Source organism: Ensifer adhaerens (genome assembly GCF_013283195.1).
GTDB classification, from domain to species: Bacteria; Pseudomonadota; Alphaproteobacteria; order Rhizobiales; family Rhizobiaceae; genus Ensifer; species Ensifer adhaerens_G.
The window spans coordinates 2,444,790-2,470,783 of the sequence record NZ_JABEKT010000001.1 but is presented as its reverse complement, the minus strand read 5'-3'; the positions used below and the strand labels follow the sequence as shown (position 1 = coordinate 2,470,783).

General features: G+C 61.6%; 28 protein-coding genes. 7 read left to right on the top strand and 21 right to left on the bottom strand.

The window, feature by feature from the left end:
• Positions 1-16 precede the first annotated feature (16 nt).
• Together ttcA and LPJGGPFB_RS11750 are read left to right on the top strand one after the other, a co-directional pair.
• Positions 17-901 (top strand): tRNA 2-thiocytidine(32) synthetase TtcA, encoded by an 885-nt coding sequence (gene ttcA, locus LPJGGPFB_RS11755; protein ID WP_173420066.1) that lies wholly within the window; start codon positions 17-19, stop codon positions 899-901.
• Positions 898-1,722, top strand: coding sequence for an inositol monophosphatase family protein (locus LPJGGPFB_RS11750; protein ID WP_112804919.1), 825 nt, complete (start codon positions 898-900; stop codon positions 1,720-1,722). Before ttcA ends, LPJGGPFB_RS11750 begins: the two co-directional genes overlap by 4 nt.
• Positions 1,723-1,794: 72 nt before the next feature.
• Here the strand turns inward: LPJGGPFB_RS11750 and LPJGGPFB_RS11745 are convergent, their stop codons facing one another.
• From LPJGGPFB_RS11745 to LPJGGPFB_RS11710, 8 genes are all read right to left on the bottom strand, one after another.
• The gene (locus tag LPJGGPFB_RS11745; protein WP_173420065.1) at positions 1,795-3,087 is read right to left on the bottom strand and encodes a multidrug effflux MFS transporter; all 1,293 of its coding nucleotides are present in this window, start codon (positions 3,085-3,087) and stop codon (positions 1,795-1,797) included.
• A gap of 54 nt (positions 3,088-3,141) precedes the next feature.
• Positions 3,142-4,377, bottom strand: coding sequence for a multidrug effflux MFS transporter (locus LPJGGPFB_RS11740; RefSeq protein ID WP_173420064.1), 1,236 nt, complete (start codon positions 4,375-4,377; stop codon positions 3,142-3,144).
• 391 nt (positions 4,378-4,768) lie between these two features.
• Positions 4,769-5,107 carry a Grx4 family monothiol glutaredoxin gene (gene grxD, locus LPJGGPFB_RS11735; RefSeq protein WP_173420063.1) on the bottom strand — a complete coding sequence of 113 codons (339 nt, stop codon included), beginning with the start codon at positions 5,105-5,107 and terminating at the stop codon, positions 4,769-4,771.
• A 134-nt stretch (positions 5,108-5,241) separates the two neighbouring features.
• Positions 5,242-5,484, bottom strand: coding sequence for a hypothetical protein (locus tag LPJGGPFB_RS11730; protein ID WP_173420062.1), 243 nt, complete (start codon positions 5,482-5,484; stop codon positions 5,242-5,244).
• A 7-nt stretch (positions 5,485-5,491) separates the two neighbouring features.
• The gene (locus LPJGGPFB_RS11725) at positions 5,492-5,725 is read right to left on the bottom strand and encodes a BolA/IbaG family iron-sulfur metabolism protein (protein WP_053247510.1); all 234 of its coding nucleotides are present in this window, start codon (positions 5,723-5,725) and stop codon (positions 5,492-5,494) included.
• 19 nt (positions 5,726-5,744) lie between these two features.
• Positions 5,745-7,985: a phosphoribosylformylglycinamidine synthase subunit PurL gene (gene purL / locus LPJGGPFB_RS11720; RefSeq protein WP_173420061.1), complete on the bottom strand. Its 2,241-nt coding sequence runs from the start codon at positions 7,983-7,985 to the stop codon at positions 5,745-5,747.
• A 195-nt stretch (positions 7,986-8,180) separates the two neighbouring features.
• On the bottom strand, positions 8,181-8,696 hold the full coding sequence (locus LPJGGPFB_RS11715; RefSeq protein ID WP_234902884.1) for an acyloxyacyl hydrolase: 516 nt from the start codon (positions 8,694-8,696) through the stop codon (positions 8,181-8,183).
• 179 nt (positions 8,697-8,875) lie between these two features.
• A complete protein-coding gene (locus LPJGGPFB_RS11710) occupies positions 8,876-10,294 on the bottom strand; it encodes an aminotransferase-like domain-containing protein (RefSeq protein ID WP_173420059.1) in 1,419 nt (472 codons plus the stop codon).
• An 82-nt stretch (positions 10,295-10,376) separates the two neighbouring features.
• On the opposite strand from LPJGGPFB_RS11710, the gene LPJGGPFB_RS11705 reads away from it, so the two are divergent.
• Positions 10,377-10,631 carry a DUF1127 domain-containing protein gene (locus LPJGGPFB_RS11705; protein WP_173421023.1) on the top strand — a complete coding sequence of 85 codons (255 nt, stop codon included), beginning with the start codon at positions 10,377-10,379 and terminating at the stop codon, positions 10,629-10,631.
• A gap of 106 nt (positions 10,632-10,737) precedes the next feature.
• Here LPJGGPFB_RS11705 and LPJGGPFB_RS11700 read toward each other — a convergent pair whose 3' ends face one another.
• The 4 genes from LPJGGPFB_RS11700 to purC form a co-directional block, all read right to left on the bottom strand.
• Positions 10,738-11,145 carry a hypothetical protein gene (locus tag LPJGGPFB_RS11700; RefSeq protein ID WP_173420058.1) on the bottom strand — a complete coding sequence of 136 codons (408 nt, stop codon included), beginning with the start codon at positions 11,143-11,145 and terminating at the stop codon, positions 10,738-10,740.
• Between the two features lie 55 nt (positions 11,146-11,200).
• The gene (purQ, locus tag LPJGGPFB_RS11695) at positions 11,201-11,872 is read right to left on the bottom strand and encodes a phosphoribosylformylglycinamidine synthase subunit PurQ (protein WP_173421022.1); all 672 of its coding nucleotides are present in this window, start codon (positions 11,870-11,872) and stop codon (positions 11,201-11,203) included.
• Positions 11,873-12,134: 262 nt separating this feature from the next.
• Complete coding sequence (gene purS / locus LPJGGPFB_RS11690) at positions 12,135-12,377, bottom strand: phosphoribosylformylglycinamidine synthase subunit PurS (RefSeq protein ID WP_173420057.1); 243 nt, start codon at positions 12,375-12,377, stop codon at positions 12,135-12,137.
• 31 nt (positions 12,378-12,408) lie between these two features.
• Entirely contained in the window at positions 12,409-13,173 is a 765-nt protein-coding gene (purC, locus tag LPJGGPFB_RS11685) for a phosphoribosylaminoimidazolesuccinocarboxamide synthase (RefSeq protein WP_025427151.1), read from the bottom strand.
• A 332-nt stretch (positions 13,174-13,505) separates the two neighbouring features.
• Between purC and LPJGGPFB_RS11680 the strand changes: the two genes are divergently transcribed.
• Positions 13,506-13,823, top strand: a complete 318-nt coding sequence (locus tag LPJGGPFB_RS11680) for a DUF1476 domain-containing protein (RefSeq protein WP_173420056.1) — start codon at positions 13,506-13,508, stop codon at positions 13,821-13,823.
• A gap of 58 nt (positions 13,824-13,881) precedes the next feature.
• Here the strand turns inward: LPJGGPFB_RS11680 and LPJGGPFB_RS11675 are convergent, their stop codons facing one another.
• A complete protein-coding gene (locus LPJGGPFB_RS11675) occupies positions 13,882-16,434 on the bottom strand; it encodes an EAL domain-containing protein (protein WP_173420055.1) in 2,553 nt (850 codons plus the stop codon).
• Positions 16,435-16,525: 91 nt separating this feature from the next.
• Positions 16,526-17,080: an RBBP9/YdeN family alpha/beta hydrolase gene (locus LPJGGPFB_RS11670; protein WP_173420054.1), complete on the bottom strand. Its 555-nt coding sequence runs from the start codon at positions 17,078-17,080 to the stop codon at positions 16,526-16,528.
• Between the two features lie 161 nt (positions 17,081-17,241).
• Here LPJGGPFB_RS11670 and LPJGGPFB_RS11665 point away from each other — a divergent pair, with 161 nt between their 5' ends.
• Entirely contained in the window at positions 17,242-18,057 is an 816-nt protein-coding gene (locus tag LPJGGPFB_RS11665; protein ID WP_173420053.1) for a DUF2189 domain-containing protein, read from the top strand.
• 56 nt (positions 18,058-18,113) lie between these two features.
• Here LPJGGPFB_RS11665 and LPJGGPFB_RS11660 read toward each other — a convergent pair whose 3' ends face one another.
• The 7 genes from LPJGGPFB_RS11660 to LPJGGPFB_RS11630 form a co-directional block, all read right to left on the bottom strand.
• Positions 18,114-18,419 (bottom strand): PilZ domain-containing protein, encoded by a 306-nt coding sequence (locus LPJGGPFB_RS11660; RefSeq protein WP_173420052.1) that lies wholly within the window; start codon positions 18,417-18,419, stop codon positions 18,114-18,116.
• Positions 18,420-18,648: 229 nt separating this feature from the next.
• Positions 18,649-19,950: an adenylosuccinate lyase gene (purB, locus tag LPJGGPFB_RS11655; protein ID WP_173420051.1), complete on the bottom strand. Its 1,302-nt coding sequence runs from the start codon at positions 19,948-19,950 to the stop codon at positions 18,649-18,651.
• Between the two features lie 63 nt (positions 19,951-20,013).
• Positions 20,014-20,574 carry a hypothetical protein gene (locus LPJGGPFB_RS11650; protein WP_234902796.1) on the bottom strand — a complete coding sequence of 187 codons (561 nt, stop codon included), beginning with the start codon at positions 20,572-20,574 and terminating at the stop codon, positions 20,014-20,016.
• Positions 20,571-21,314: a DUF2259 domain-containing protein gene (locus LPJGGPFB_RS11645; protein ID WP_173420050.1), complete on the bottom strand. Its 744-nt coding sequence runs from the start codon at positions 21,312-21,314 to the stop codon at positions 20,571-20,573. The genes LPJGGPFB_RS11650 and LPJGGPFB_RS11645 overlap by 4 nt, the downstream gene beginning before the upstream one ends.
• The gene (gene rpe / locus LPJGGPFB_RS11640) at positions 21,314-21,988 is read right to left on the bottom strand and encodes a ribulose-phosphate 3-epimerase (RefSeq protein WP_053247497.1); all 675 of its coding nucleotides are present in this window, start codon (positions 21,986-21,988) and stop codon (positions 21,314-21,316) included. The genes LPJGGPFB_RS11645 and rpe overlap by 1 nt, the downstream gene beginning before the upstream one ends.
• A 74-nt stretch (positions 21,989-22,062) precedes the next feature.
• Entirely contained in the window at positions 22,063-23,070 is a 1,008-nt protein-coding gene (locus LPJGGPFB_RS11635; protein ID WP_427857933.1) for a P1 family peptidase, read from the bottom strand.
• Entirely contained in the window at positions 23,067-24,155 is a 1,089-nt protein-coding gene (locus LPJGGPFB_RS11630; RefSeq protein ID WP_173420048.1) for a branched-chain amino acid ABC transporter substrate-binding protein, read from the bottom strand. The genes LPJGGPFB_RS11635 and LPJGGPFB_RS11630 overlap by 4 nt, the downstream gene beginning before the upstream one ends.
• Before the next feature lie 337 nt (positions 24,156-24,492).
• On the opposite strand from LPJGGPFB_RS11630, the gene LPJGGPFB_RS11625 reads away from it, so the two are divergent.
• Both LPJGGPFB_RS11625 and LPJGGPFB_RS11620 read left to right on the top strand, forming a co-directional pair.
• Entirely contained in the window at positions 24,493-24,942 is a 450-nt protein-coding gene (locus tag LPJGGPFB_RS11625) for a flavin reductase family protein (RefSeq protein ID WP_173421020.1), read from the top strand.
• A gap of 122 nt (positions 24,943-25,064) precedes the next feature.
• Positions 25,065-25,994, top strand: a complete 930-nt coding sequence (locus LPJGGPFB_RS11620; protein WP_173420047.1) for an AAA family ATPase — start codon at positions 25,065-25,067, stop codon at positions 25,992-25,994.

Here is a 25,994-nt window from a genome sequence, read left to right as displayed (position 1 = left end):
TTCCAGGATCGTTGCCATGGATCATTCGCCAGCCCTTTCGCCTGACGCAATCGACAATGCCGTTGAAGACGGCGAGATCGAAACGGGCCTTCACCCGATCTTCGAACGCATGCCGTCGTCGGTCTCGTTCAACAAGCTGCGCAAGCGGCTGTTGCGGCAGACGCGACAGGCGATGGACGATTTCGGCATGCTGAAAGGCGCCAAGCGTTGGCTCATCGGGATCTCCGGCGGCAAGGACAGCTACAGCCTGCTGGCCTTGCTGATGGACCTGCAATGGCGCGGGCTGCTTCCGGTCGAGCTCGTCGCCTGCAATCTCGACCAGGGCCAGCCGAACTTTCCGAAGCACATCCTGCCGGAATATCTGGCCTCGATCGGCGTCAAGCACCGGATCGAATATCGCGACACCTATTCGATCGTAAAGGAAAAGGTGCCGACGGGTGCCACCTACTGCTCGCTCTGTTCGCGGCTGCGCCGCGGCAATCTCTACCGGATCGCGCGCGAAGAGGGCTGCGATGCGCTGGTCCTCGGCCATCACCGGGAAGACATTCTCGAAACCTTCTTCATGAACTTCTTCCACGGCGGCAGGCTCGCCTCGATGCCGGCAAAGCTGTTGAACGATGAAGGCGACCTGATGCTGCTGCGGCCGCTCGCCTATGCCGCCGAGGACGACCTGGCGAAGTTCGCGGCAGCCATGGAGTTCCCGATCATTCCTTGCGACCTCTGCGGATCGCAGGACGGGCTGGAGCGCAACGCGATGAAGGCGATGCTCGCCGATCTCGAGCGACGCATGCCCGGCCGCAAGGATACGATGCTGCGCGCACTTGGCCATGTGAACCCGTCGCATCTGCTCGACCCCAAGCTATTCGACTTCCAGTCCCTCACACCGGAGCCCAAAGAATGAGCCATTCCGTCGACATCGCCGCCCTTGCCAATCTCTTGCAGGAGGCCGCGGTCAAAGAAATCCTGCCGCGGTTTCGCAATCTCGGCGCGGGCGATGTGCGGATGAAGTCGGAAGCGATCGATCTCGTCACCGAAGGTGACGAGGCGGCCGAGCGCCTGATCAAGGCACGCATGGACGAGATCGCTCCGGGTGCGGTGTTCATCGGCGAAGAATCGGTTGCCGCCGATCCGGCCCTGCTCGACAAGCTGGCCGATGCCGATCTCGCCGTCGTCGTCGACCCGATCGACGGCACCTTCAACTTCGCAGCCGGCCTGCCGCTCTTCGGCGTCATGGCGAGCGTCGTTTCCAAGGGCGAGACGGTTGCCGGCATCATCTATGATCCGCTGGGGAACGACTGGGTGATTGCCGAGAAGGGCTCGGGTGCCTGGATGTGCCGCCCCGACGGTTCGCAGGAGCGCATGGCGGTGACGGCAGGCGTTCCGCTCGAGGCCATGGTCGGCGGCGCCTCGACGGGCTTCTACAAGCAAGAGGCCCGGCGCGAAGTCATGGCCAACATGGCGAAGGTGCGAATTGCTACGAGCTACCGGTGTGCTGCACACGAATACCGCATCCTTGCCGGCGGCCACATCCACTTCCTGATGTACCAGAAGCTGATGCCCTGGGATCATCTGGCCGGTACGCTGATCGCGCAGGAAGCGGGCGCCTATGCCGCGCGCTTCGACGGTTCGCCCTACCTGCCTGCCCATCTCAATGGTGGCCTGCTGCTCGCCACCGACAAGGACAGCTGGGAAACGCTGCGTCGCGAAGTTTTCACCGTCTGACAGGACGAGATCATGCAATGAAAAAAGCCCGCCTGGATCGCTCCAGGCGGGCTTTTTGTTGGCAGGAGATAATCACATATGGCCGCCGCCATGGTCGAGCGAGACGTCCTTGTCGCCGGGATGGGTGAAGAGCTTGCCCTTCTCGGCCCAAAGGGTTGCCAGGATCGTCACGATACCAAAGAGGGCAAAGCCCCCGAGCAGCGGCTGCAGCGTGCCGTTGAACAGCTGGCCGACAGCACCGCCGATCAGTGCGCCGCCTGTCGTCGAGACGAAGCCGGTGATCGCCGTCGCGGTGCCGGCGAGGTGTCCCATCGGCTCCAGGCTGATCGCCGTGAAGTTGGTGGCGATGACTGCGAAAAACATCAACAGCACCGAGAACATCAGATAGCTGACGACGAAGGCCGGCGTGCCCGAAAGCGCCATCGCAAAGCCGACGATGGAAATCAGCGTGAACAGGATCATCGACACGTGCGAGATGCGGCGCATACCGAAGCTGCGCACGAAAAAGCCGTTGGCGAAATTGGCAACGGCAATGCCGCCGGCGGTGCCGGCAAAAGCGATCGGGAGCCATTCACCGAGGCCATATACCTCGCCGAAGATCTGCTGGACGGTGACGATGTAAGCGCAGATGACGGCGGTGAACATGGTCATGCCGATCATGTAACCGCAGGTGATGCGGTTGGTCAGCACCGTCTTGAAGCCGGATGCGACCGACTTGACGGACAGCGGCAGGCGCTCTTCCTTCGGCAGCGACTCCTTCATGCGGGTCAGCGCCCAAACGAAGAGGATGGCGCCGATGATACCGATTAGGATGAAGATCCAATGCCAGTTCGCATAGAGAATGACCAACTGGCCGATCGACGGCGCGACGATCGGAACGACCATGAAGACGATCATGACGTAGGACATCACCCGCGCCATCTCGCGGCCGCCGAAGCAGTCGCGCACGATCGCCATGGTGGTGATCCGCACGGCAGCTGCCCCGATACCCTGGACGAAGCGCAGGACGAGCAGCATTTCGAAGCTCTGGGTGAGGGCGGCTGCAAACATCGACACGGTGAAGAAAGCAAGGCCACCGAGCAACACGGCGCGCCTTCCGAACGTATCGGAAAGGCTGCCGAAGAAGATCTGCGACAGGCCAAAGCCGAGGAAGAAGACGCCGATGACGAGCTGGGTGTCGTTGGAGTTGGCGACGTTCAACGACTGGCCGATGCTGGGCAATGCCGGCAGCATGCTGTCGATGGCGATCGCCACGCTCGCTGTCATGACGGCGATGGTGATGATGAATTCGAGGAGGCCCATGTTCAGGCGCGCGGCGCCTGAAACCCCGTCGACATGGTCTGATTGAGTGGTGATCGTGGTCATTGTGCGTACCCGTAAAGAGCGGATCTGGGAGGAGTAACTGCTGGCGGGCTCAAATCAGCCCGCCGGATTGTGTGCCTTGAACAGCTTTCCGCGTTCGGCGATCAGAACGAAGACGACAGCGATCGCCGCGACGGTGAAATAGCCGGTCGCCAGCGGTGTCGTCGTTCCGTCGAAGGCCTGCCCGATGAAGGCGCCGATGACGCCGCCGCCAATGGTCTGCGTAAAGCCAAGCACCGAGGAGGCCGTGCCGGCGACATGGCCGAGCGGCTCCATCGCCATCGCGTTGAAGTTCGACGCGATCAACCCGAATTGGAACATCGCAGCACCATAGAGGACCACGAAGAGCGGGAAGGGCACCGGCCCGTAGAGCGACGCCGCCATCCAGAGGAAGCTGGCGAACATGAATCCGAGCAGAGCGGAGTGCGACAGCGCCCGCATGCCGAAACGCCGCACGAGCTGCGAGTTGGTGAAGGACGCCACCGCCATCATGCCGGCAAATGCCGCAAATACGACCGGAAACCACAATCCAAGCCCATAGACCCCGACAAAGATCTGCTGCGCCGAGTTGATGAAGCCGAAGAGAGCACCAAGGATGACCGATGTCGCCAGCGTATAGAAAAGCGACAACCGGTTGGTCAGAACGATCTTGAAGCCGCTGAGGATAACCGAAGGCGTGAACGCGCGACGATGATCCGGGTTCAGCGTCTCCTGAAGCCGGAACACGACGAGCGTGGCCATCGTAAAGGCAAAGACCGCTATGACGACGAAGATCATGTGCCACTCGGCAAAGATCATGATCAGCTGCCCGATGCTCGGTGCGACGACCGGCACGATCATGAACACCATCATGATCAGCGACATCACCTCGGCCATGCGCCGACCACCATAGACGTCGCGAACGATCGAAACGGTGATGACGCGGGTGGCAGCTGCGCCGATGCCCTGGACGAAGCGAAGAGCAAGCAGGGCGCTGAAGGTCGGCACGATGGCGATGGCGACCGCACAGAGACCGTAGATGCCGAGGCCGGCAAGCAGCGGTGCCTTGCGGCCGAAGCGATCCGACAACGGGCCGAAGAACAGCTGTGCCACACCCATGCCGATGAGATAGGCGGTGATGACATACTGCCGATGGTTTTCGTCGGTCACGCCGAGGCTGGCGCCGATCTGCTGCAGGCCCGGTAGCATGATGTCGATCGAGATCGCATTGACGGCCATCAACATCGCCATCAACGCGATGAACTGAAATTTGCTCAGGCCGGGAGCGGCCGCTTCGTCTGTCGTGCTCGTCATAGGCAAAATCCTTGCGGCGCGCCGGGCGCAACCGAAATAGGTCAAGACCGGAGTTTGTTCCGGAAAGAGGCGACGTCGGCTGGCAAAATGCCGGTCGGCATGTCGAGTGTCGTTTGAGGGGACGGGCCCGGTCCGGCAAAGCGGTGCAAGCGGCATCCGATGTGAAGCGAAAGGGACTTTCGACGACGGCAGCCGGGCCAAGCCGGAGCGTGGGACGGGCAAACGCCCTTTCAAGCTGCTTATGCCGAGTTATCGCGACCGCTACATGACAGAACGAGAGTGCGTTCAACCTAGAAAAGAACAACGAAAATTAGATGATCCGGATCTATCTCCGGAATCAAAAAAGGCGGTCGCCCGCCTTTTCCGACAAGATCGGAGTTGGCGGCCTGACTTAGGCGGCAGCACCCTTGACCGAAATTCCCTGTTCCTGCAGGTGTGACTGGAGTTCGCCAGCCTGGAACATTTCGCGGACAATGTCGCAACCGCCGAGGAATTCACCCTTTACATAAAGCTGCGGGATGGTCGGCCAGCTCGAGTAATCCTTGATGCCCTGGCGCAGATCCGCGTCGGCAAGGACATTGATGCCCTTGTAGTCGACGCCGATGTAATCGAGAATCTGAACCACCTGACCGGAGAAGCCACACTGGGGGAACTGCGGCGTGCCCTTCATGAAGAGCACCACATCGTTGGTCTTGACTTCGTTCGCGATGAATTCGTGAATTCCGCTCATCTTTTCATCCTTCCTGCGCCGGTTTCAAGGACCGGATATCCGTTTGGCCTTAGATAGCATGCATATCGGTGATTTTCACCACCCAAGTGCAACAAATATTGATGGGCCTCAAGATGTGGTTTTAATACAACTCATCAGGCCGAGCGTCTGCGTGTCTTGCTGCGTGCGCTGGCGGTTCGCCGCCGGCTCACCTGCTTCTTGGCCGGCTTGCCGATGGCGGCTTCCAGGATATCGCCGAGAATGCCGCCCGACGCAGCCTTGCGCGTCCGGCGCTTGGTCCGTTTCGTCGCGGTCCGCTTGACGCCGGTCTTCTTCAGGATTTCCTTCAGCGCGCTGTCGACGACGCCACTGACCAGTTCCTTGATCAGGTCGGCCATCTCAAGCTTACTCCGGCGCGCTGGTCTGAAGGGCGAGCGCGTGCAGAACACCGCCCATGTTGCCCTTCAGCGCGTTATAGACCATCTGGTGCTGCTGCACGCGGGTCTTGCCGCGAAACGCTTCGGCCACGACTTCGGCGGCATAATGGTCGCCGTCACCGGCCAGATCGCGGATCGTGACCTTGGCGCCGGGAATTCCTGCCTTGATCATGTCTTCGATGTCGCCTGGTGCCATGGGCATGATACGCCTACTCCCTTTATTATTCTGCGGCGGCAGCAGCGTTGCTGGAGCCGTCCATGAAGTCAGGGAACCACGATTCATGGGCGGAGCGCAATTGCTGAATTGCCACGGCGCGAGCAGCGCCGAGCTTGACGGCATCACCGCCTGTCTTGCCAATTTCGGGAAGAGCAACGCCGGCCTTTTCCGCGCGGGCCCGAACGGCGGCGACGTTGGCGTCGGCGACCGTCAGCACGTAGCGGCCCTGGTCTTCGCCGTAGAAAACAGCAATCGGATCATGACCTTCGACCGCATCGACCGTTGCGCCGATATCGGACGCCATCGCCATTTCGGCAACGGCGAGGGCCAGACCGCCGGACGAGCAGTCGTGAACCGATGTCACCAAACCGTCGACGATCAGGCTGCGGACGAAGTCACCCACCTTGCGCTCGTGAGCCAGATCGACATGCGGCGCCGGACCGTCGGTACGGCCATGGACGTCGCGCATATAGACCGACTGGGCGATATGCGAACCGAGGCCCTCGGGCGCACCGGCAAGCAGGATCGTTTCGCCGGCAGCGGCAAAACGGATGCGCGCCATCTTCGACCAGTCCTTGATCAGGCCGACGCCGCCGATGGTCGGGGTCGGCAGGATGCCCTGGCCGTTGGTCTCGTTGTAGAGCGATACGTTGCCGGAAACGATCGGGAAATCGAGCGCCGTGCAGGCCTCGCCGATGCCCTTGATGGCATGAACCAGCTGGCTCATGATTTCGGGGCGCTCCGGATTGCCGAAGTTGAGGTTGTCGGTGGCCGCCAGCGGCAGCGCGCCGGTTGCCGTCAGGTTGCGCCAGCATTCAGCAACCGCCTGCTTGCCACCTTCGAACGGATCCGCCTCGACATAACGCGGCGTCACGTCGGAGGAGAAGGCGAGCGCCTTCGTCTGGTGGCCCTCGACGCGCACGACGCCAGCGTCACCCCCCGGCAGCTGCAGCGAGTTGCCCTGGATCAGCGTATCGTACTGCTCGTAGACCCAGCGGCGCGAAGAATTGTTGGCCGAACCGACCAACTGCACCAGCGCGTCGGCGACATCCGTCTGCGGGATGTCGTTGGTCGCAAGTGCTGTCGGGACCTTGGCCGGCGTCCAGGGACGGTCATACTCCGGCGCTTCGTCGCCCAGCTCCTTGATCGGCAGGTTCGCGACCTCTTCACCCTGATGCAGGATGCGGAAGCGCAGGTCGTCGGTGGTCTTGCCGACGATGGCGAAGTCGAGGCCCCACTTGACGAAGATCGCCTTGGCGACTTCTTCCTTTGCCGGCTCCAGCACCATGAGCATGCGCTCCTGGCTCTCGGACAGCATCATCTCGTAGGCCGTCATGCGCTCTTCGCGCACCGGCACGGTGTCGAGGTTGAGCTCGATGCCGAGGTCGCCCTTGGCGCCCATTTCGACGGCCGAGCAGGTAAGGCCGGCGGCACCCATGTCCTGGATGGCGATGACGGCGCCGGTCTGCATCAGCTCAAGGCAGGCTTCCAGCAGGCACTTTTCGGTGAAGGGGTCGCCAACCTGCACGGTCGGGCGCTTTTCCTCGATCGATTCGTCGAACTCGGCCGATGCCATGGTCGCGCCGCCGACGCCGTCGCGGCCGGTCTTGGCACCAAGGTAGACGACGGGCAGGCCCACACCTTCGGCCTTGGAGTAGAAGATCGCATCGCTCTTGGCGAGGCCGGCGGCAAAGGCGTTGACGAGGATGTTGCCGTTGTAGCGCGCGTCGAACTCGACTTCGCCACCAACAGTCGGAACACCGAAGGAATTGCCGTAGCCGCCGACGCCGGCAACGACGCCGGAAACGAGGTGGCGGGTCTTCGGATGGTCCGGCGCGCCGAAGCGCAGGGCGTTCATCGCTGCGACCGGGCGGGCGCCCATGGTGAAGACGTCGCGCAGGATGCCGCCGACGCCGGTCGCGGCCCCCTGGTAAGGCTCGATGTAGGACGGGTGGTTGTGGCTCTCCATCTTGAAGACGACGCAGTCGCCGTCATCGATGTCGACAACGCCGGCATTTTCGCCCGGACCCTGGATGACGCGCGGGCCCTTGGTCGGCAGCGTGCGCAGCCACTTCTTCGAAGACTTGTAGGAGCAGTGCTCGTTCCACATCGCCGAGAAGATGCCGAGCTCGGTGAAGGTCGGCTCGCGACCGATCAGGCCGAGAATGCGCTCGTATTCGTCGGGCTTGAGCCCGTGCGAGGCGATGAGTTCCGGGGTGATGGGGCGGGTGTTGGAAATCGTCATCGTCGACCGTCAAATCCTTCGGGCGGCGCGCAATCCTTCCACGGGATATGGCGCGTGCGAACCGCAACAGACACAGGGGGCGCTTTGCGGCTTCTTTAGCGTATGCTGCGGCGCGGCGCGACAGAAAAATACGGGCGATCAACAGCGGTTGCGGCGTTTTTCGAGGCGCCCATGCGCCTCGCCGACGCTTACCCGTCAGAACGTGTAGCCGAGCGCGAGGCCGGCCCGGGTCAAGCCGTCGTTGGGACCATCACAAAGTTCGGCGTGCGAGGCATGCTCCACCGTCGCCGACAGGTTCCAATGATCGTCGAATCTGACGCCGGCCGCGGCGTATTCGCGAAAGAGCAGGCGGCAGCCGAGCTTCGGTCCGGATGTGCCGTCGGCTTTGAGATCGCCGTCATGCACGGTTCCGCCAGCGCCAAGCTCGACGAAGAAGCGCTTCGTCACATCGAAGGTCCAGCTCAAACCGCCATAGACTTGGTTGGCTCCTTCGGAGGACGTTGCGACGGCAGCCCCCGCATGGATGCGGGGTCGCAGCAGCTTTTCGCCAAGATCCTTGGCACTGTCCGCGTCGAGCGGATCAAGGAAGACGGTGATAGAGGGAAAGACCCCGTCTTCGCGCTTATCGCCGTTGCTGATCGAGGCGGTCGCTGCGAAGCGCATCTCATCGAAGCTGCCGTCGCCGGCAATGGCCGGAGCTGGCGATAACAGACCGACGAGAAAGAGCGACGAGAAAGAGCGACGAGAAAGAGCGACGATGTCGTGAGGCAGAGCGATGAGCCCAAAAGCAATGATGGCATGCCGAGTTCCCGAAGCGAATCGATCTACGCAAAACTGCTAAAACACATGATGCTCAGCCTTGCGCGAAAGTCACCCAGTAGATCGGGTTATCACTCGAAACTATCGTAGCCCGCCCGCCCGCTGTCGAGCAGACGCCTCAATGTCTGGAAGCCACGGCGCACTTCGGCGCGATCGGCAGGAGAGGAGAAGCCGATACGGATGCGGTGAAATACGCGATCCGCGCGACCGGCCTTGAACTCGTCCTCGTCGTCGACGAGCACGCCTTCCTGCAGGGCCGCCTGCTTGAACGTGCCGGAGAGCCACGGTTCCGGCAGCTTCATCCAGAGGAAGGGAACGCTTGGGTGCGAGCTGAAGTCGATGCCATCGAACACTTCGCGGGCGATCGCCTCGCGCGCCCTTATCTCTTCGATGCCCTTGGCGCGCAGAATGTTAGCCGAACCGGAAAGGACGAGGCGGGCGCAAAGCTCCGCCAGGATGAACGGCAGCCCGCCGCTGACCATCTTGTGCGCGATGCGGATGCGCTGGCTGAAATGCGGCGGGCAGGCAACCCAGCCGCCGCGAACACCGGCGGCAACAGATTTCGAGAGACCACCGACAAGGAACGTCCGCTCCGGCGCCAACTCAGCCAAGGGCGGCGTTGGATCGCCGGTCATGGCCCCATAAAGATCGTCCTCGACCAGCCAGACGCCATACTTGCGGGCGATGTCGGCAATTGCCTGCCGCCGGGCTAGCGGCATGACGGCCACCGTCGGGTTCTGGGCACTGGGCATCAGGAAGGCGAGCTTGGGATGCTGCTGTGCGCAGACCCGCTCGAAATCCTCTGGGATCAGGCCGAACTCATCCGATTCCATCAGCGTCGTGCGCCGCCCGATCAGGCCGGCGCTGCGGCTGACCTGGGAATAGGTCAAGGTCTCGAAGGCAATGCGGTCACCGGGCGAGGTGACTGCCGCAATCACCGCAATGACAGCGGCGTGCGCGCCCAATGTCGGGACAATCGTTTCCGGCGAGGGGCGAAAGCCGCCGCGCGCCAGCCATTGGCACCCAGCCTCGAACCAGTGATCCGGGAAGTTGCGGGCGTAGCTGGCTATGTCTGCGTGGTGATCGCGGCTGATTTCGCTCAAGAGTTCGCTGAGGACAAAGCCTTGGCCGATATCCGGCGCTGCGGTGCTGTCAAAGCGCAACTTGCCAGCGGGCGCAATCAGCGGCCGAGTGCCGGCCAAGGACGTGGTCAGCGGGTCAGCCTGCTCCGGCGGGCGGCTCTCCTGGTGATCGAGCACATAGGTTCCGCGCCCGACCTCACCGCTGACGAGCCCACGTTCACGCACCATATTGTAGGCGCGTCCGATGGTGCCAATGGTGACACCAATGTCATAGGCGAGGTTGCGCTGCGGCGGCAATTTTGCGCCAACGGGCAGGGCGCCGTCGCCGATTGCCTGTTCGATCTGGTCGGCGATCCGCGCATAAAGCGGACCATGACCCTGCTGAATGTCCGGGAGCCAATTTGTCATAGTGACAATTATCTAGATTACACCGCGAATTATGTCAATTATCACCAATGCAATGATGTCAATCGATGCATTGGAACGTACAATGAGTGCAATTGATACAATTTGCTCGTCAACCGTAGACGAGGCCCCGCGCGCGCGCCGCAGGGCCGGATTTGACGTCGAATTCTCTGGCCGTGCAAAGAACACGCTTCAGCACCTCTGGCGGCTCTATTGCCTTCTCGCCGCCAAAAGGCGCAGCCGCATCGCTCTTGAAGAGATGAGCGACTGGCAACTCAGCGATATCGGTGTCAACGAGAGGGATGCACGGCGGGAATCGTCGGTGCCGTTCTGGCGGTAGGGCTTTTTCCGAGATGATCCGCGGCAAACTCTCGGCAATCTAAGCACGCAAACAAATGGGCGCCGCAGATATCAAACCTGCAGCGCCCGTTGTATCAGTACTCTGATTACTTGCAGCCCTGGCCGCCGGCGGCCCAACGGCGGATATCCGCGCTCATGCGCGTGCCGACAGGTTCACTCATGAGAGGCCCGAATGCCTGCAGCCGCGCTGGCTGACCTTCCGCCTGAACAACGGCCAAGGGCCGAGCTTCGGGTGACTTGCGCGGCACGATCAGGATGCGGGGACGGCCCGAGAACGAGTTGAGTTCAGGCGCGAGCCGGTAGTTCTTGAAGGCCGCATCGCCTGACTTGAACCAGCAGCTGTTGGCGCCGAGTGCGACGCGTTCCATCGTCGGCAGCGCTGCCGAGTTTGCGGTCGGCGCCGGCGGGCGCGGCGACTGGCAAGACGCCAAAAACGCTGCGGCGAAAGCCGCGCAAGCAGGGCCGATCAGGCGTCCGGTGAAGAGTGAAGGCATCGACGGTCTCGCTTGCGTTAAGGGGATGGTCGGATGCCTTCTATCAGCGGCAGGGTTAAGCTGCGATTACTTCGAGAGCCGAAGCGAAGATACCGCGACCGTCGGAGCCGCCATGGGCCGCCTCGATCAGGTTCTCCGGGTGCGGCATCATGCCGAGCACGTTGCCGGCCTTGTTCATCACACCGGCAATATCGCCCATCGAACCGTTCGGATTGGTGCCTTCGGCGTAGCGGAAGACGACCTGGCCGTTGCCTTCGATCGACTTCAGCGTCTCGGCGTCGGCAAAATAGTTGCCGTCGTGGTGGGCGACCGGGCTGCGGATGATCTGACCCTTTGCATAGGCGCGGGTGAAATCGGTATCGGCGTTGACGACTTCGAGCTTGACCTCGCGGCAGACGAACTTGAGCGAGGCATTGCGCATCAGTGCGCCCGGCAGCAGACCGGCCTCGACCAGGATCTGGAAGCCGTTGCAAACGCCGAGAACCTTGACGCCCTGTTCGGCCTTGGCCTTGATCGCCTGCATGACCGGCATGCGCGCGGCAATCGCGCCGCAGCGCAGATAATCACCGTAGGAGAAGCCGCCGGGGATGACGATCAGGTCGACATCGGGAAGTTCCGTTTCCGTCTGCCAGACGGTCACGGGCGCCTTGCCGGAGATTTTGGTGAGGGCAGCGATCATGTCACGATCGCGGTTGAGGCCTGGAAGCTGGACGACGGCTGACTTCATGGTGCGGTTCAAACCCTGCCTGCGCCTCTTGAAGCTCATGCAATTCGAGGCGGTTTCCGATGCGGCCAAAGCGCAATTCTACGCGATTGGGCCGATATACGATGCAATACGCATCCTGCTACTTCGAAACTATCGAGCCGCGGAGGCAACATTCCCATCAAATGGGGCTTGGCCCGATCTACTTGAGCGGCCCACGACGGCCCGCTCAAAACTCAGAGATCAACCAAGCCACACATTGAGCGATCCGCAGCGTTCTCCACCGTTAGGCGAAAGAGATGCTGTAGTTTTCGATCACCGTGTTGGCGAGCAGCTTTTCGCACATCGCCTTGAGGTCGGCTTCGGCCTTGGCCTTGTCGGCGGTCTCGATCTGCAGATCGAACACCTTGCCCTGGCGGACCTGGCCGATGCCGTCGAATCCGAGCGCCCCGAGTGCGCCTTCGATTGCCTTGCCCTGCGGATCGAGAACGCCATTCTTCAGCGTCACGGTTACACGTGCCTTGATCACTTTCGATTTCCCCGAACTAACTTGATCAGAATTACTTGACCAGAACCGGGCCGGTGCCACGCACAGGCTCGTTCTCGTTCATGATGCCGAGACGGCGGGCCACTTCCTGGTAGGCTTCAACAAGACCACCCAGATCGCGGCGGAAGCGGTCCTTGTCGAGCTTTTCCTTGGTCTCGATGTCCCACAGACGGCAGCTGTCCGGCGAGATTTCATCCGCCAGGATGATGCGCATCATGTCGCCTTCGAACAGCCGGCCACACTCGATCTTGAAATCGACGAGCTGGATGCCGACGCCGAGGAACAGGCCGGTCAGGAAGTCGTTGATGCGGATGGCCAGCGCCATGACGTCATCGAGTTCCTGCGGGCTTGCCCAGCCGAATGCGGTGATGTGTTCTTCGGAGACCATCGGGTCGTCGAGCGCATCGGCCTTGTAATAGAACTCGATGATCGAGCGGGGAAGGACGGTGCCTTCCTCGATACCGAGACGCTTAGCCAACGATCCGGCAGCAACATTGCGCACAACGATCTCAAGCGGGATGATCTCGACTTCCTTGATCAACTGCTCGCGCATGTTGAGACGGCGGATGAAGTGCGTCGGAATGCCGATACGGTTCAGATGCGTGAAGATATACTCGGAAATCCGGTTGTTCAGCACACCCTTGCCGTCGATGACGTCATGCTTTTTCTTATTGAAGGCGGTCGCGTCGTCCTTGAAAAACTGGATCAGCGTGCCCGGCTCGGGACCCTCATAAAGGATCTTTGCCTTGCCCTCGTAGATACGGCGGCGACGATTCATGGATGTTGTCTCTGTGGTTGTTGGCGCTCTTGGGTCGCGCTAGTGGAGTCTTCTCCGGGGGTCCATAGCTGAAATGAACAGATTTAACAATCGGTGCATCTTCCGATCCCCTGATTTACCTAAAGCGTGTCACGACCTTCCAGATTCGCTCCTCGCGCCCTAGATCCTTGCTTTGTCGCATGCGGTTATCTCAAAACCGCTGCGCGCTTATCCGCGACACACTTACGGTACCACGAAAGTCGCCAAACAAGAAAACTTCGCATTGCACTTTGACCACTGTTTTGGTTTATGGCCATAACTCTTTACGGCATGAAATTCTCACGGGAGATCAATTGATGACTGGTATGCAGGATCGCGAAAAGGCCTTCGAAGCGAAGTTTGCGCTGGACGAGGAACTGAGATTCAAGTCGGAAGCACGCCGCAACAAGCTGCTCGGCCTCTGGGCTGCCGGATTGCTCGGTAAGTCCGATGCGGAAGCCTACGCCAAGGAAGTCGTCGCCGCTGATTTCGAGGAAGCCGGCCACGAGGACGTCGTGCGCAAGATCAAGGCAGACTTCGACGCAGCCGGCGTGGCGCAGACCGAGGAGCAGATCCGCGTGCGCATGCTCGAGCTTCTGGGTGAAGCGATCGAGCAGATCCAGAACAAGTAATTTCGGGCAGACAAAAGCCCCTGACATCGCCGCTCCGCCGAAAGGCCGGGCGGCTTTTTTATTTTGCGGCCCTCATGCGCGGCCGCTTCTGCGCCGTCGCATCGCCCTGCGGCGAGGGTTTCCAGCCGCTTTTGAGACGATCTTCGAAATCCTGACGGCTCATCGGCTTTGCCAGCGCGTAGCCCTGCAGAATGTCGCAGCCGAGATCCCTCAGTATCGCCGCATGCTCCCAGGTCTCGACCCCCTCCGCCACCACCTTGATGTTGAGCGAATGGCCGATGTCGATGATGGCACGGACGAGTTTGGCTTGTTTGGCGCCTTCGGTGATCGGTCCCACCAGCGCCCGGTCGATCTTCAGGCGGGCAGGGTTGAGGTTAAGCAGGCCGATGATCGAGGCGTGACCGGTGCCGAAGTCGTCGATCTCGACCTCGATGCCGAGCGCGTTCAACGCGGCGATCGTCTCGGCAATCTCGTCCTCGAGATCGTCGAGGAAGATGGATTCCAGCAGTTCGAACGACATGACGCCGGGCGGAATGCGCATGGCGCGAAGGTCGGAGATCAGGCTCTGGTCACGCAGCCGCCGCGAGGAGACGTTGACCGAAATCTTCGGCACCACCAGACCGGCCCGGCGCCAGGCTTCAAAATCGGCATAGGCCATCTCGACGATGTTCTTGTCGATCGCGGGCAGGGCGTTGATCTCTTCGGCGACCTTCAGGAAATGGATCGGAGCGAGGATGCCGCGCTCTGGATGGTCCCATCGCACCAGCGTCTCGACGCCGGTAAGCTCCAGTGAGCGGGCGTCGAATTGCGGCTGGTAGTAGGGCACGAACTGCCCTTCCTCGATCGCCTGGCGGATATCGTCGCCGGTTCGCTTGGCGCTGAGGATCTGGTTCTGGATCTGCTCGGAGAACGCCTCGAATCGATCGCGCCCGAGGCTCTTGGCTCGATAAAGCGCGATATCGGCATTCATCAGCAATTGTTTGGGATCCGTGTCGCTCTCGCCCCTCCAGGCGATGCCGATGCTGGCGCCAAGCCGGCAAAGCTGGCCGTCATAGGGGATGGGTCGCCGGAAGGCGTGTACGATGCGGGCAGCGAGATCGCCGAGCTCGTCGAGGCTGCGGCCGCGCCGGCAAAGAATGACGAATTCGTCGCCGCCGATGCGGGCGATGAAATCGTCCTGGTCGGCATGAGACCGCAGGATCGCGGCCGCATGGGTCAACATCGCATCGCCGGCCTGATGCCCCAGTGTGTCGTTGATCTGCTTGAAACGATCGAGGTCGAGATGAAGGATGGCGTTGAGCGTCGGGTCGTCAGCCAGAATCTGGTCGAGATAACGCCGGTTCGGCAGATCCGTCAGGTAATCATGCAGTGCGTTGTATTCGATGCGGATGCGCGCTTCCTCTAACTCGCGGTTGCGGGCCTCGGTTGCCGCCTTGGCCTTGCGCAGTTCCTCCTGCAGCGCGATGTCTTCGGTCACGTCCCAATTGGCCCCAATCAGTTTGCGGGTGCCGTCACGGTCGACGTAAAATGCCGTGTTGGCACGGATGTGCCGGATTTCACCATTCGCCAGGATGATGCGGAACGCATTGGTGAAGGGCGCCCCCGCCGCGACCCCGTGGTTGACGCGGGCGATCGCCATTTCGCGGTCGTCGGGATGCAGCATATCCTCCCAGCTGCGGCCGCTCGGTGCGCCGTCATCAGGATTGAGGCCGTAGATGGCCAGGATACGTTCATCCCAGATGGTCTCCTGGGTTTCGAGATTGTGGTCGAACACGCCGATTTTCGAGACGTCGAGTGCAAGCCGCAGGCGCCGCGAGATTTCCTCGAGCCGCGCTTCGGCCTCCTTTCGAGGGGTAATATCCGTATCGGTGCCGATGATGCGACTGGGCTTGCCGTCAGGCCCGTATGCGACGGACGCGCCTCGGCTTTCGATCCACACCCAGTGACCGTCCGCATGGCGTTCGCGGTACTGGAAGGTGTTGTAGGTAACCTGCCCGGTGTCCTGTCGCTCGATCGACGCCAGGACGTGGGCTCGGTCGTCCGGATGCACGTTCTCGATCCACATATCGAGCGAGCCGTCGACGACGGCATCTTCCGCCATGCCGCGAAGACGCTTCCATGTCGCGGAATAGAAAAGGTTTCCGGTCGAAAAATCGTGGTCCCAGACGCCTTCGAGCGCACTCTCCAGCGCATATTTCCAGCGCGTCTCGTCGTTGCGAAGCCCGGCAATCTCGCCGATCAGGTGGTCGACCGGGAGCATCAGCAGCAAACGGTTGTTTGCAACTGCAGAAGACGTGCAGACCACCGAAACGGTGTCGTCTGCGCCATGCAAGCGGATTGTCTGGGCGGACGCGGACGCTTGCGACATCGCCGCTGAGGCCAACAGGTGATGGTCGTCGGCATGAACGAGGTCATGCACATGCCGGTTGAGCAACTCTGAGAGCGGCAGGCGCAGAATGTCACGGAGATAGGGGTTCGCGGAAACGATTTCCCCTTTTTCGTCGACGACGAGTACCGCCATCGGCAGCTGGTCCAGCGCCGACTGTGTCACAGTTTTCGGCTTCGCCGGCACGCGGCGTTCGCCCTTGATGGGATCTTTCGGTCCGGTCACGTGTCCCACGATCCAGCATTGTTGCCGGCAGATCATGATCGCGGACCATGAACTTCGGATTAATGCCGAGTCGTCTTATTCGCAGTAAGGATCAGGGCTGAAGACGGCTGAGGAACTGCGCAAAGACCATCGTGCCTTCCGGCCAGGGACCGTGGCCTGACTCGGTGTTGAGATGGCCGGATTCTCCCGCATCGACCAACAGCGAACCCCAGGACTTGGCGATATCGTCCGCATGCTCATAGGAACCGAACGGATCGTTGCGACTTGCGACCATCAGCGACGGGAAAGGCAACGGATCGCGCGGGTAGGGGCCGAAGGTCATCAGGTGCTTCGGCCGGATCCCGGCATTCGCCACGTCAGGCGGAGCCACCAGGAAGGCGCCGGCGATCTTTTTCTCGATGTGGGGCAGGGCGTGAACCGCAGTGGCGACGCCGAGCGAATGGGCGACGATGACCACCGGCTTCTCGGCGGCATTGACCTCTTCGACCATTCGCGCCACCCAATCCTCGCGGACGGGCTTTGCCCACTCGGCCTGCTCGACGCGGCGTGCGGTGGACATTTTTCGCTCCCAGCGGGACTGCCAATGGTCAGGGCCAGAGTTGGTGTAACCGGGAACGATCAGGATATGGGCGTCGGAAAGTTTCATAATGGCCGCGATGTGGCGTCGAAAATCGTCGAAGTCAAGGCGTAGGCGACAGAGGCTGCATTTTATGTATAATCGACAATGCAGGTCGCGGTCGATGCGGCTCGAGTTTTGCCGTTGTCGCTGGTCCGTGGCCGCCCTGTGGTGGTTGAGGAGTGTGAGCCATGACAACATTCCATGTTCTGTCGGGAGCGGACGCCAATGTCGCCCATCCCGGAATAAGAAAGATCGGCGTGGCGGACGTGATGGACGCGTTGCGCCTCGGGTTCAACGACTTTCGCGAAAAGCCGTCTCACTATGTTTTTCTCTGCTTGATCTACCCCATCGCCGGCGCCGTGCTCATGACATGGAGCGCGGGTGCTAACATGCTGCCGCTGCTCTATCCGCTTGCGTCGGGCTTTGCCCTCATCGGGCCGGTCGCCGCGATCGGGCTCTATGAAATCAGCAGGCGGCGCGAACTCGGCATGGACACGTCCTGGCCTCATGCTTTGCGTCTGCATCGTTCTCCGGCGCTGCCATCCATCATCGCCGTCGCGGCGATGCTTTTTGTCATCTTCATCGCCTGGCTGCTGGTCGCACAAGCGCTCTATGTCAGGATCTTCGGTGCCGAACCGCCGGCATCGCTCGCAGCCTTCTGGAACGGCATCGTCAGCACCGAACAGGGCTGGAATCTGATCCTGGTCGGCAACGCCGTCGGGTTCGTCTTTGCCGTCATCGTGCTGTCGATCAGCGTCGTGTCGTTCCCGATGCTGATCGATCGCGACGTCGGCGCCGTGGCTGCCGTCGAGACTTCGATCCGCGCAACCCTCGTCAACCCCATCCCGGTTGCCTTCTGGGGCCTGATCGTTGCGGCTGGCCTCCTGATCGGCTCAATCCCGGTCTTTGTCGGCCTCGCAGTGATCATGCCGATCCTCGGTCATGCGACGTGGCACATGTATCGCAAGATGGTCGAGCCGCAAGTTCGCAGCCGGGCGCGTTAACAACAAAGGGCCAGCCCACGGAAGGCTGGCCCTTTCTCGCGCAAGGATCGCTCGACCTACTTGAAATGCTTGTAGTAGGAGGAAATCTGGGCGGCGGTGTTCGACGAGAGATTGAGCTTGATGCCGATCTTGTCGCCGCGATACCAGCGCACCATTCCGGTCAGGAATCCGAGCTCTTCGCTGCGGATCGTCACTTCCTGTCCGGTTCGTGCATTGATGTCGAAATAGAGCTGAAAGCAGATCCCTTCGGCGGAAAGATCCGTGACGATGCCGTTGCTCGCGCCAGTCTTGACGGTGACTGTCCCGGTAATCTTCGTCTGCGTGCGCACTGCCGTGCGCTGAACACTGTCCTTGTAGGGCATGTCAAACCTCGATCTGGATTGATCAGCCTCGATCATCTCACGCAAAGATTGAATTCCTTGCTAACAAAAATGCCCGCATTCGAGCGAACTGCATCAAATGCGGGCACAATCACGGACTACAACAGAAACGTGCTTCGTTCTGCACCAACCGGGCGGCTTTGGCGCCCGGCTCTTCTGTCATGCGTCTGTCGTTGTCGCAAAGCCGCAGCGCAGCATTGCGCGGCATGTCTCAGCCAAACACCCGGCTGAAGATCGTGTCGACATGCTTGGTGTGGTAACCGAGGTCGAACTTTTCACGGATGTCAGCTTCCGACAGGGCCGCGCGAACCTCGGCGTCGGCAAGCAGTTCCTCGAGGAAGTCCTTGCCCTGTTCCCAGACCTTCATCGCATTGCGCTGAACGAGGCGATAGGCATCCTCACGCGACACGCCGGCCTGCGTCAGGGCGAGCAGGACGCGCTGCGAGTGAACGAGACCGCGGAACTTGTTCATGTTCTTCGTCATGTTGTCCGGGTAGACGAGCAGCTTGTCGATGACGTTGGTCAGGCGAGCCAGCGCGAAGTCGAGCGTCACCGTCGCATCGGGTCCGATCATGCGCTCGACCGAAGAATGGGAGATATCGCGTTCGTGCCAGAGGGCCACGTTTTCCATGGCCGGAATGGCGAATGCGCGGACCATGCGGGCAAGACCCGTCAGGTTTTCCGTGAGCACCGGGTTGCGCTTGTGCGGCATCGCCGAAGAGCCCTTCTGGCCCGGCGAGAAATACTCTTCCGCTTCCAGGACTTCGGTGCGTTGCAGGTGGCGGATTTCGGTTGCCAGGCGCTCGATCGACGAGGCGACGACGCCGAGGGTGGCAAAGTACATCGCATGGCGGTCACGCGGAATGACCTGGGTTGAGACCGGCTCCGGCTTCAGGCCAAGCGCCTTGGCGACATGTTCCTCGACGCGTGGGTCGATATTGGCGAAGGTGCCGACAGCGCCGGAAATGGCGCAGGTCGCGATTTCTTCACGGGCGGCGATCAAGCGCTGCTTGCAGCGATCGAACTCGGCATAGGCGAGCGCCAGCTTGACGCCGAAGGTCGTCGGCTCGGCATGGATGCCGTGCGAGCGGCCGATCGTGACCGTATCCTTGTGTTCGAAGGCACGGCGCTTCAGGGCTTCCAGCAGCTTGTCCATATCGGCCAGCAGCAGGTCGGTCGCGCGCACGAGCTGGACGTTGAAGCAGGTGTCGAGCACGTCGGAAGACGTCATGCCCTGGTGGATGAAACGGCTGTCCGGACCGACGAACTCTGCCAGATGCGTCAGGAACGCGATCACGTCGTGCTTGGTGACGGCTTCGATCTCGTCGATGCGATCGACGTCGAACGTGGCGGCGCCGCCCTTTTCCCAGATCGTCTTTGCAGCATCTTTCGGGATCACGCCGATTTCGGCCAGCGCATCGCAGGCATGGGCCTCGATCTCGAACCAGATGCGGAACTTGGTTTCCGGCGACCAGATGGCCACCATTTCCGGTCGGGAATAACGGGGGATCATGGGCTCTCAGCTTTCGTCATCAGTGGAGGATGGCTGTGCCTCTAGCAAAGATGCCCGGCAAGCTCAACGTTGTTGACGCCGTTGCGAGCCCGCAAGCCACAGGCTAACAGCAAGAAGTGCGGCGCCGCCGACGGGAAGATAGAGCCGAACGCCGAGCACCAGAAACTGGTAGAAGGCGACAAGCGACGTGAACGCGAACTGGTAGAGCCAGGTCCGGGTACCGGTATCGGCATGCCAGCGCGCGTAAAAGACGCGATAGTCGAGCGCAAACAGCATCGCCGTCACTGCGATCGTGCCGAGCGACAGACACAACAGATAGGCAGCGAACCGGGTCTCGGCAGGACGGCCAAGCGTTGCGAAACGCGCCAGAAAAACGGCAAGCGGCCAGGCAAGCATCCCGCCCAGACCGTACATCACCAGGAGTTCCGCCAGATGGAAGGTCAAGGCGCCCTCGCGCAGCCAGAGCGCAACCCAGGCAGACGCGACCATCAGCAGCCCCCAGGCCGGCGTGCCAACGACAACTTCAGTCGCCGACGGCAACGCCCGCAGGAACCGTGAGCGCTTCAGGGCCGCCGCAGAAGCATAGGCTGATTTTGCCTCGGCCCTGGCGCCCGTCTCATTCATTTTACGATCCGTGTCGGAACCGCAATCCATCGTCCGTCGGTCGTACCCTCGAACCCGAGTGACTTGACGAGCACCATCACGACATGGGTCTGCGTGCCGTCGTCATTCATATGGGTCATCGCGCCGCCGATGCGGTAACCCGTCGGGCAACGCCGGCTTTCCGGTACACGCGTGTCATCCTGAAGCACGTCGGTTGCCGGCTTTCCGGCCTTCATCGTCATCGACAGGCGGAAACCTTTGACCTCCTTCAGGAAATCCTTGCACAACCCGCCCGGCTCGAAGCTCTTTTCTTCGAGTGCAAGGCTATAGGTCTCGCGGAAAGCTTCGTCAGCTGCAAAGGCGTCGTATGTCAGCGCGAGCGGCGTTGCGTTGGCCTCGGTAATCGGATTGTAGGCGACGAGCAACCCCGGCTGGTCGGCGAGCCGATAGGCATCGATCAGGGGCGCTGCGCGGCGATGGGCCTCGTGCCTGGTCCGGTGCAAGGGTGCGCCGTCCTCGCGGCCGACGGCGCGCACGGGCGCGCCTGGAAGAAACGTGTCGTTGCGCGTATCGATGACGTAGATGGTCGAATAGGGAAAACCCGAACCGTCCTGAACGCCGTATTCCTCGAACGCAAAGACATTCCCGTCGGAGGAAAAACCGATTGGCTGGAAGGCTGCGTAGTCACCAGCCGAGGCCTGCGACGCCGCAAGCGCAACCGCCCCAAGAAGCAGGCCCGACGTCGCTAGGCGCGTTATCATCAGCGGGCCTTTTCAGCGGGGGCGCGGATCGCCTGGATGGCCGAGCGATAGGCATCGACCGAACCGCCCTTGAAGATCGCAGAACCGGCGACGAGCACGTTTGCGCCGGCGCCAGCCGCGATCGCTGCCGTTTCCGGTGCGATGCCGCCGTCGACTTCGATCTCGATCGGCCGGTCGCCGATCATCGCCTTGATCCGGCGGATCTTCTCTGCCGTCGCATCGATGAACTTCTGGCCGCCGAAACCGGGGTTGACCGTCATCACCAGCACCAGGTCGACGGTGTCGAGCACATATTCGATGGCGCTTTCCGGCGTTGCGGGATTGAGCGAGACGCCCGCCTTCTTGCCGAGCGAGCGAACGGTCTGCAGCGAGCGGTGCAGGTGCGGTCCGGCTTCGGCATGAACCGTCAGGATATCGCAACCCGCCTTGGCAAAGGCTTCGAGGAAACCGTCAGCAGGCGAGATCATCAGGTGGCAATCGAAGGTCGCCTCGGTGTAGCGGCGCAGCGACTTGATCACGTCGGGCCCAAAGGTGATGTTGGGCACGAAGTGGCCGTCCATGACATCGAGATGAATCCAGTCCGCGCCGGCATCGACGACATCGCGGACTTCCTGTCCGAGCTTCGAGAAATCGGCCGCCAGGATCGACGGTGCAATGCGGATGGGATGGGTCATGACAAGCTCCGGCTGTTTCCCGCGCAATAGCACTCCGCAGCCGCGCAAACAACACGTGCGCTGGCAATCGCACTTTAGCGGTGGCTAGACCAGCACGGCAACGGATCGTTTTCCGCAGGTGTCGCGTCATGAACACCGCGGGCGATCGCGCGCGCCATGGTCGCCGCCGCAGCAGCGCCGAGGTCGATGAAATCCTCGAGCTCTAATGTCCTGCCGCTGGCACCGGTCGCGAGCGCGAAGACCAAGTCACCGTCAAGCGGCGTGTGCGCCGGCCACAATGCCCGGGAGAAACCGTCATGCGCAGCGATGGCCAGCCGCTTGGCCTCAGCTTTTGTCAAAACAGCGTCGGTCGCGATGACCGCGATCGTCGTGTTGGCAGCTGCCGACAGGTTGGGGCGCAGTTTCGTGCGAATATCGGATGCATCCGCCGGCAGGGGATGGGGCAGACCGAGCCCGCCGAATTCCTCGAGTTTCTCGAAGGGAGCAGCCCAGAAATGCCGGGTGCCGCCGACGGTCGCCGAGCCGAGTGCGTTGACGGCAACGAGCGCGCCGACGGTGATCCCGTTCGGCAGCACGATCGAGGCGGAGCCGAGACCACCCTTGAAGGTCGCGGTCAGGGCACCGGTGCCGGCGCCAGCCGAACCCGTCGAAAAGCCCAGGCCGGCCTTGCGCACGGCCTCATAGCCAAGGTCGCGATAGGGCGGAAACCTGCCCCAATCTTTTTCACCGCCATTGATCAGGTCGAAGAGAATTGCCGACGGTACGATCGGCACGCGGTGCGGCCCGACGGCAAATCCCCGCCCCATCTCCCTGAGGGCTGCCTGCGCGCCGGAGGCGGCGTCCAGCCCGAAGGCCGAACCACCTGACAGAATGATCGCATCGACCGTCTGTACGGTGTTGTGCGGTTCGAGCAAATCCGTTTCGCGCGTGCCGGGCGCGCCGCCGAGCACTTGAACGGCAGCCGTTGCCTGCGGATCGCAAACGATGGCAGTGACGCCGGATTTCAAACGATGGTCTTCGGCGTTGCCGACGGAAAGGCCGGCGACATCGGTGATCAGGTTGTGCGGGCCCGGCAGCATCATTGCGCTCCGGCAGCGTCCGCAACGGGCACGAAGCGACCGGACTGCCACTGCATCAACCGAAAGGGATTGTCGGCGCGCTCATGTCCGGCATCGAAAGCAATCGGCCCCAGCACGGTCTGGAAAGGTCCTTTGAGCAAGGCTTCCACCAACGGTTTTTCGTCCTTCTCAGCCTGATCCTTGGCCTGTTCAAGCACAGACATGGCGCCGAATGCCGGCAGTACGTAACCTTCGGGCTCAATGCCGGCCGCACGCATGGCCTCGGCGACCGGCTTGCCTTCGGCGGACTGTGCCGCATCGGGCAAAGTGAGAGCCAGAACGCCATCGGCGAGCGGCACGCTGACGTCCGCTGCGTTCAACGTATCGCCGCCGAGCAGGGTCAGGTTTGCGCCTTCCTCCTGCGCATCGCGCGCGATCACGGCGGTATCCTGCCGGTCGCCGCCAGTGAAGACATGGGTGGCGCCGCTCTTGGTGAGGCGGCGGACGAGGCTGACCTGTTGCTCCTGGGCGGGGCGATAGGCATCCGTGAAGACCGGCGTCAGCCCTATTTCACCAAGCGCTACGCGAACGCTCTCAACCAGTTCGCGGCTATGGATGGTGCCGTCGTCGATCAAGGCGATCGGCTTGTCCTTCCAAAGCGCGGTAATGGCGGCAACGATGCTTGCCGATTCCGCCTTGCCGCTGGGCGCCAGGCGAAACAGCGGCCAGTTCTTCTTGAGCACGTCCTCCATCAGGATGTCGGAGCGCACACTCAGGGTCATCGCAGGGATGTTGGCCTCGGCGAGTGCCGGCAGTGTCGCCTCGAGGCTCTCGGTGCAGAGAAAGCCGATGGCCGCTTCGACGCCTGCCGCCAGAAGAGCCTTCGTCAGGTCCTCAGCACCAGCCGCATCACATGTTTCCGGGATGACGACGATTTCGCTGCCGCGATCACCCGCCTGGAAGGAGGCGCCATCGATGATCTGTTTGCCGAGCAGGGCGAACGGTCCTTCGACCGGAGCGACAACCGCGACCTTGACGCCGGCAGCGGCGGCAGGTGTGGCTTGCGCCATTCCCGCTACGATGAGGCTCAAGACAATCGATCGACGCATGCAATTCCCCGCTGCTGCATAATTCCGGGCCCGGAATGGTTTCAAGAAGAAATTATGCAGCGAGTCTAAAAAGGCTACGGCATCCCCGGCATGACCTTCGTCACCCGCGGCGCTGTAATTGCCGAATGTTTTAAGGATGTGGCCACCGGCGTCAAAGGAAAAGATGCAAGTGGAAACAACGGACATCCGATCCACGCCATAGCTGTGTCGCATATCTGCAAGAATCTCCGGCCGGCGGGTTTCATATTTTCCTCCAGCGGCTATATGTGCCTGACATCGCCTGGAGAGAGATGTGTTGGAGAGAACCAGACTGGACCCGATAAGCTATCGCGACGCGATGAGCCACCTGGCTGGCCACGTGCAGCTCGTCACCGCCGCCAATGGCGGCGAGCGCCGCGGCGTCACGGTCACGGCTTCCTGCTCGGTTTCCGACAGTCCGCCGACCGTTCTCGTCTGCCTGAACGGCGCCAACCCACGCAACGACATCTTCGTGCGAGGCGACAGCTTTGCGCTGAACCTGCTCGGCGACGAGCATCGTGCGCTCGCGCATGCCTTTTCCGGCCGTGATCAGCTCGATATGGACCGCCGCTTCGCGCTTGGGCAATGGACGCAACTGGCAACCGGTTCGCCGATCCTCGTCAATGCGACGGCCGCGTTCGATTGCCGGCTGATCGAGGTCAAGACTATCGCAACCCATCTCGTGCTGTTTGGCGAGGTTGTCGACGTCGCGCTCGGCCCGACGCGTCCGCCACTCATTTATGTGGACCGCGGATATCACTCGCTGTAGGTTTTCAGGAGAGGATAAAACTTCCTCTATCAAAACATGAGAACAGTCCTGTAAGTACATGATCTAAAATATAATATCGACCAAGACTCCTAGTGACTGAAACTGGCCGTGGCGGAGGATGCATGGCGGCACCGGCGACAGGCGTATTGCCCCAATCCATCGATGAAACGATGGCGATGCTGGAGGCACAGGATTATCTCGCCGGCACGGCATTGGCGACGGTGCTATTTCTGGCGCTCAGGATGAAGCGCCCGCTCTTTCTCGAAGGCGAGGCCGGCGTCGGCAAGACCGAGATTGCCAAGGTGTTGGCCCGCGCCCTTGATCGACCCCTGATCCGCCTGCAGTGTTACGAAGGGCTCGATGTCGCCTCCGCCGTCTACGAGTGGAACTACCCGGCGCAAATGCTGGAGATCCGCCTGTCGGAAGCGGCCGGTAAAGTCGACCGGGGCAGGGTTGAAAGCGACATCTTTTCCGAACGTTTCCTCATCCGACGTCCTGTCCTTCAGGCAATCTCGGCCGAGAACGGACGGGCACCGGTGTTTCTGATCGACGAGCTCGACCGCACCGACGAAGCCTTCGAAGCCTTCCTGCTCGAGGTTCTGTCGGATTTCCAGGTCACCATTCCGGAACTCGGCACAATCCGCGCCACTGAGCCGCCCGTTGTCATCATCACCACCAATCGCACGCGTGAGATCCACGACGCCTTGAAGCGGCGCTGCCTCTATCATTGGGTCGACTATCCCAAGGCAGCACAGGAACTCGAAATCATCCGTCGTAAGGTACCAGGCTGCAACGCCGCCCTGTCGCGCGAAATCATCGCCTACGTGCAGCGGCTCCGCACGATCGATCTTTTCAAGAACCCCGGCGTCGCCGAGACGATCGACTGGGCAACGGCTCTGACCGAGCTTGACCGGCTTGCACTCGACCCTGAAACGATAGCCGGCACGCTCGGCACCTTGCTCAAGTACCAGGACGACATCGCCAGGATCGACGGAGCCGAGGGGCGCAAGCTGCTCGCCGAGGTCAAGGCCGAACTGCTGGCGGCAGGTTGA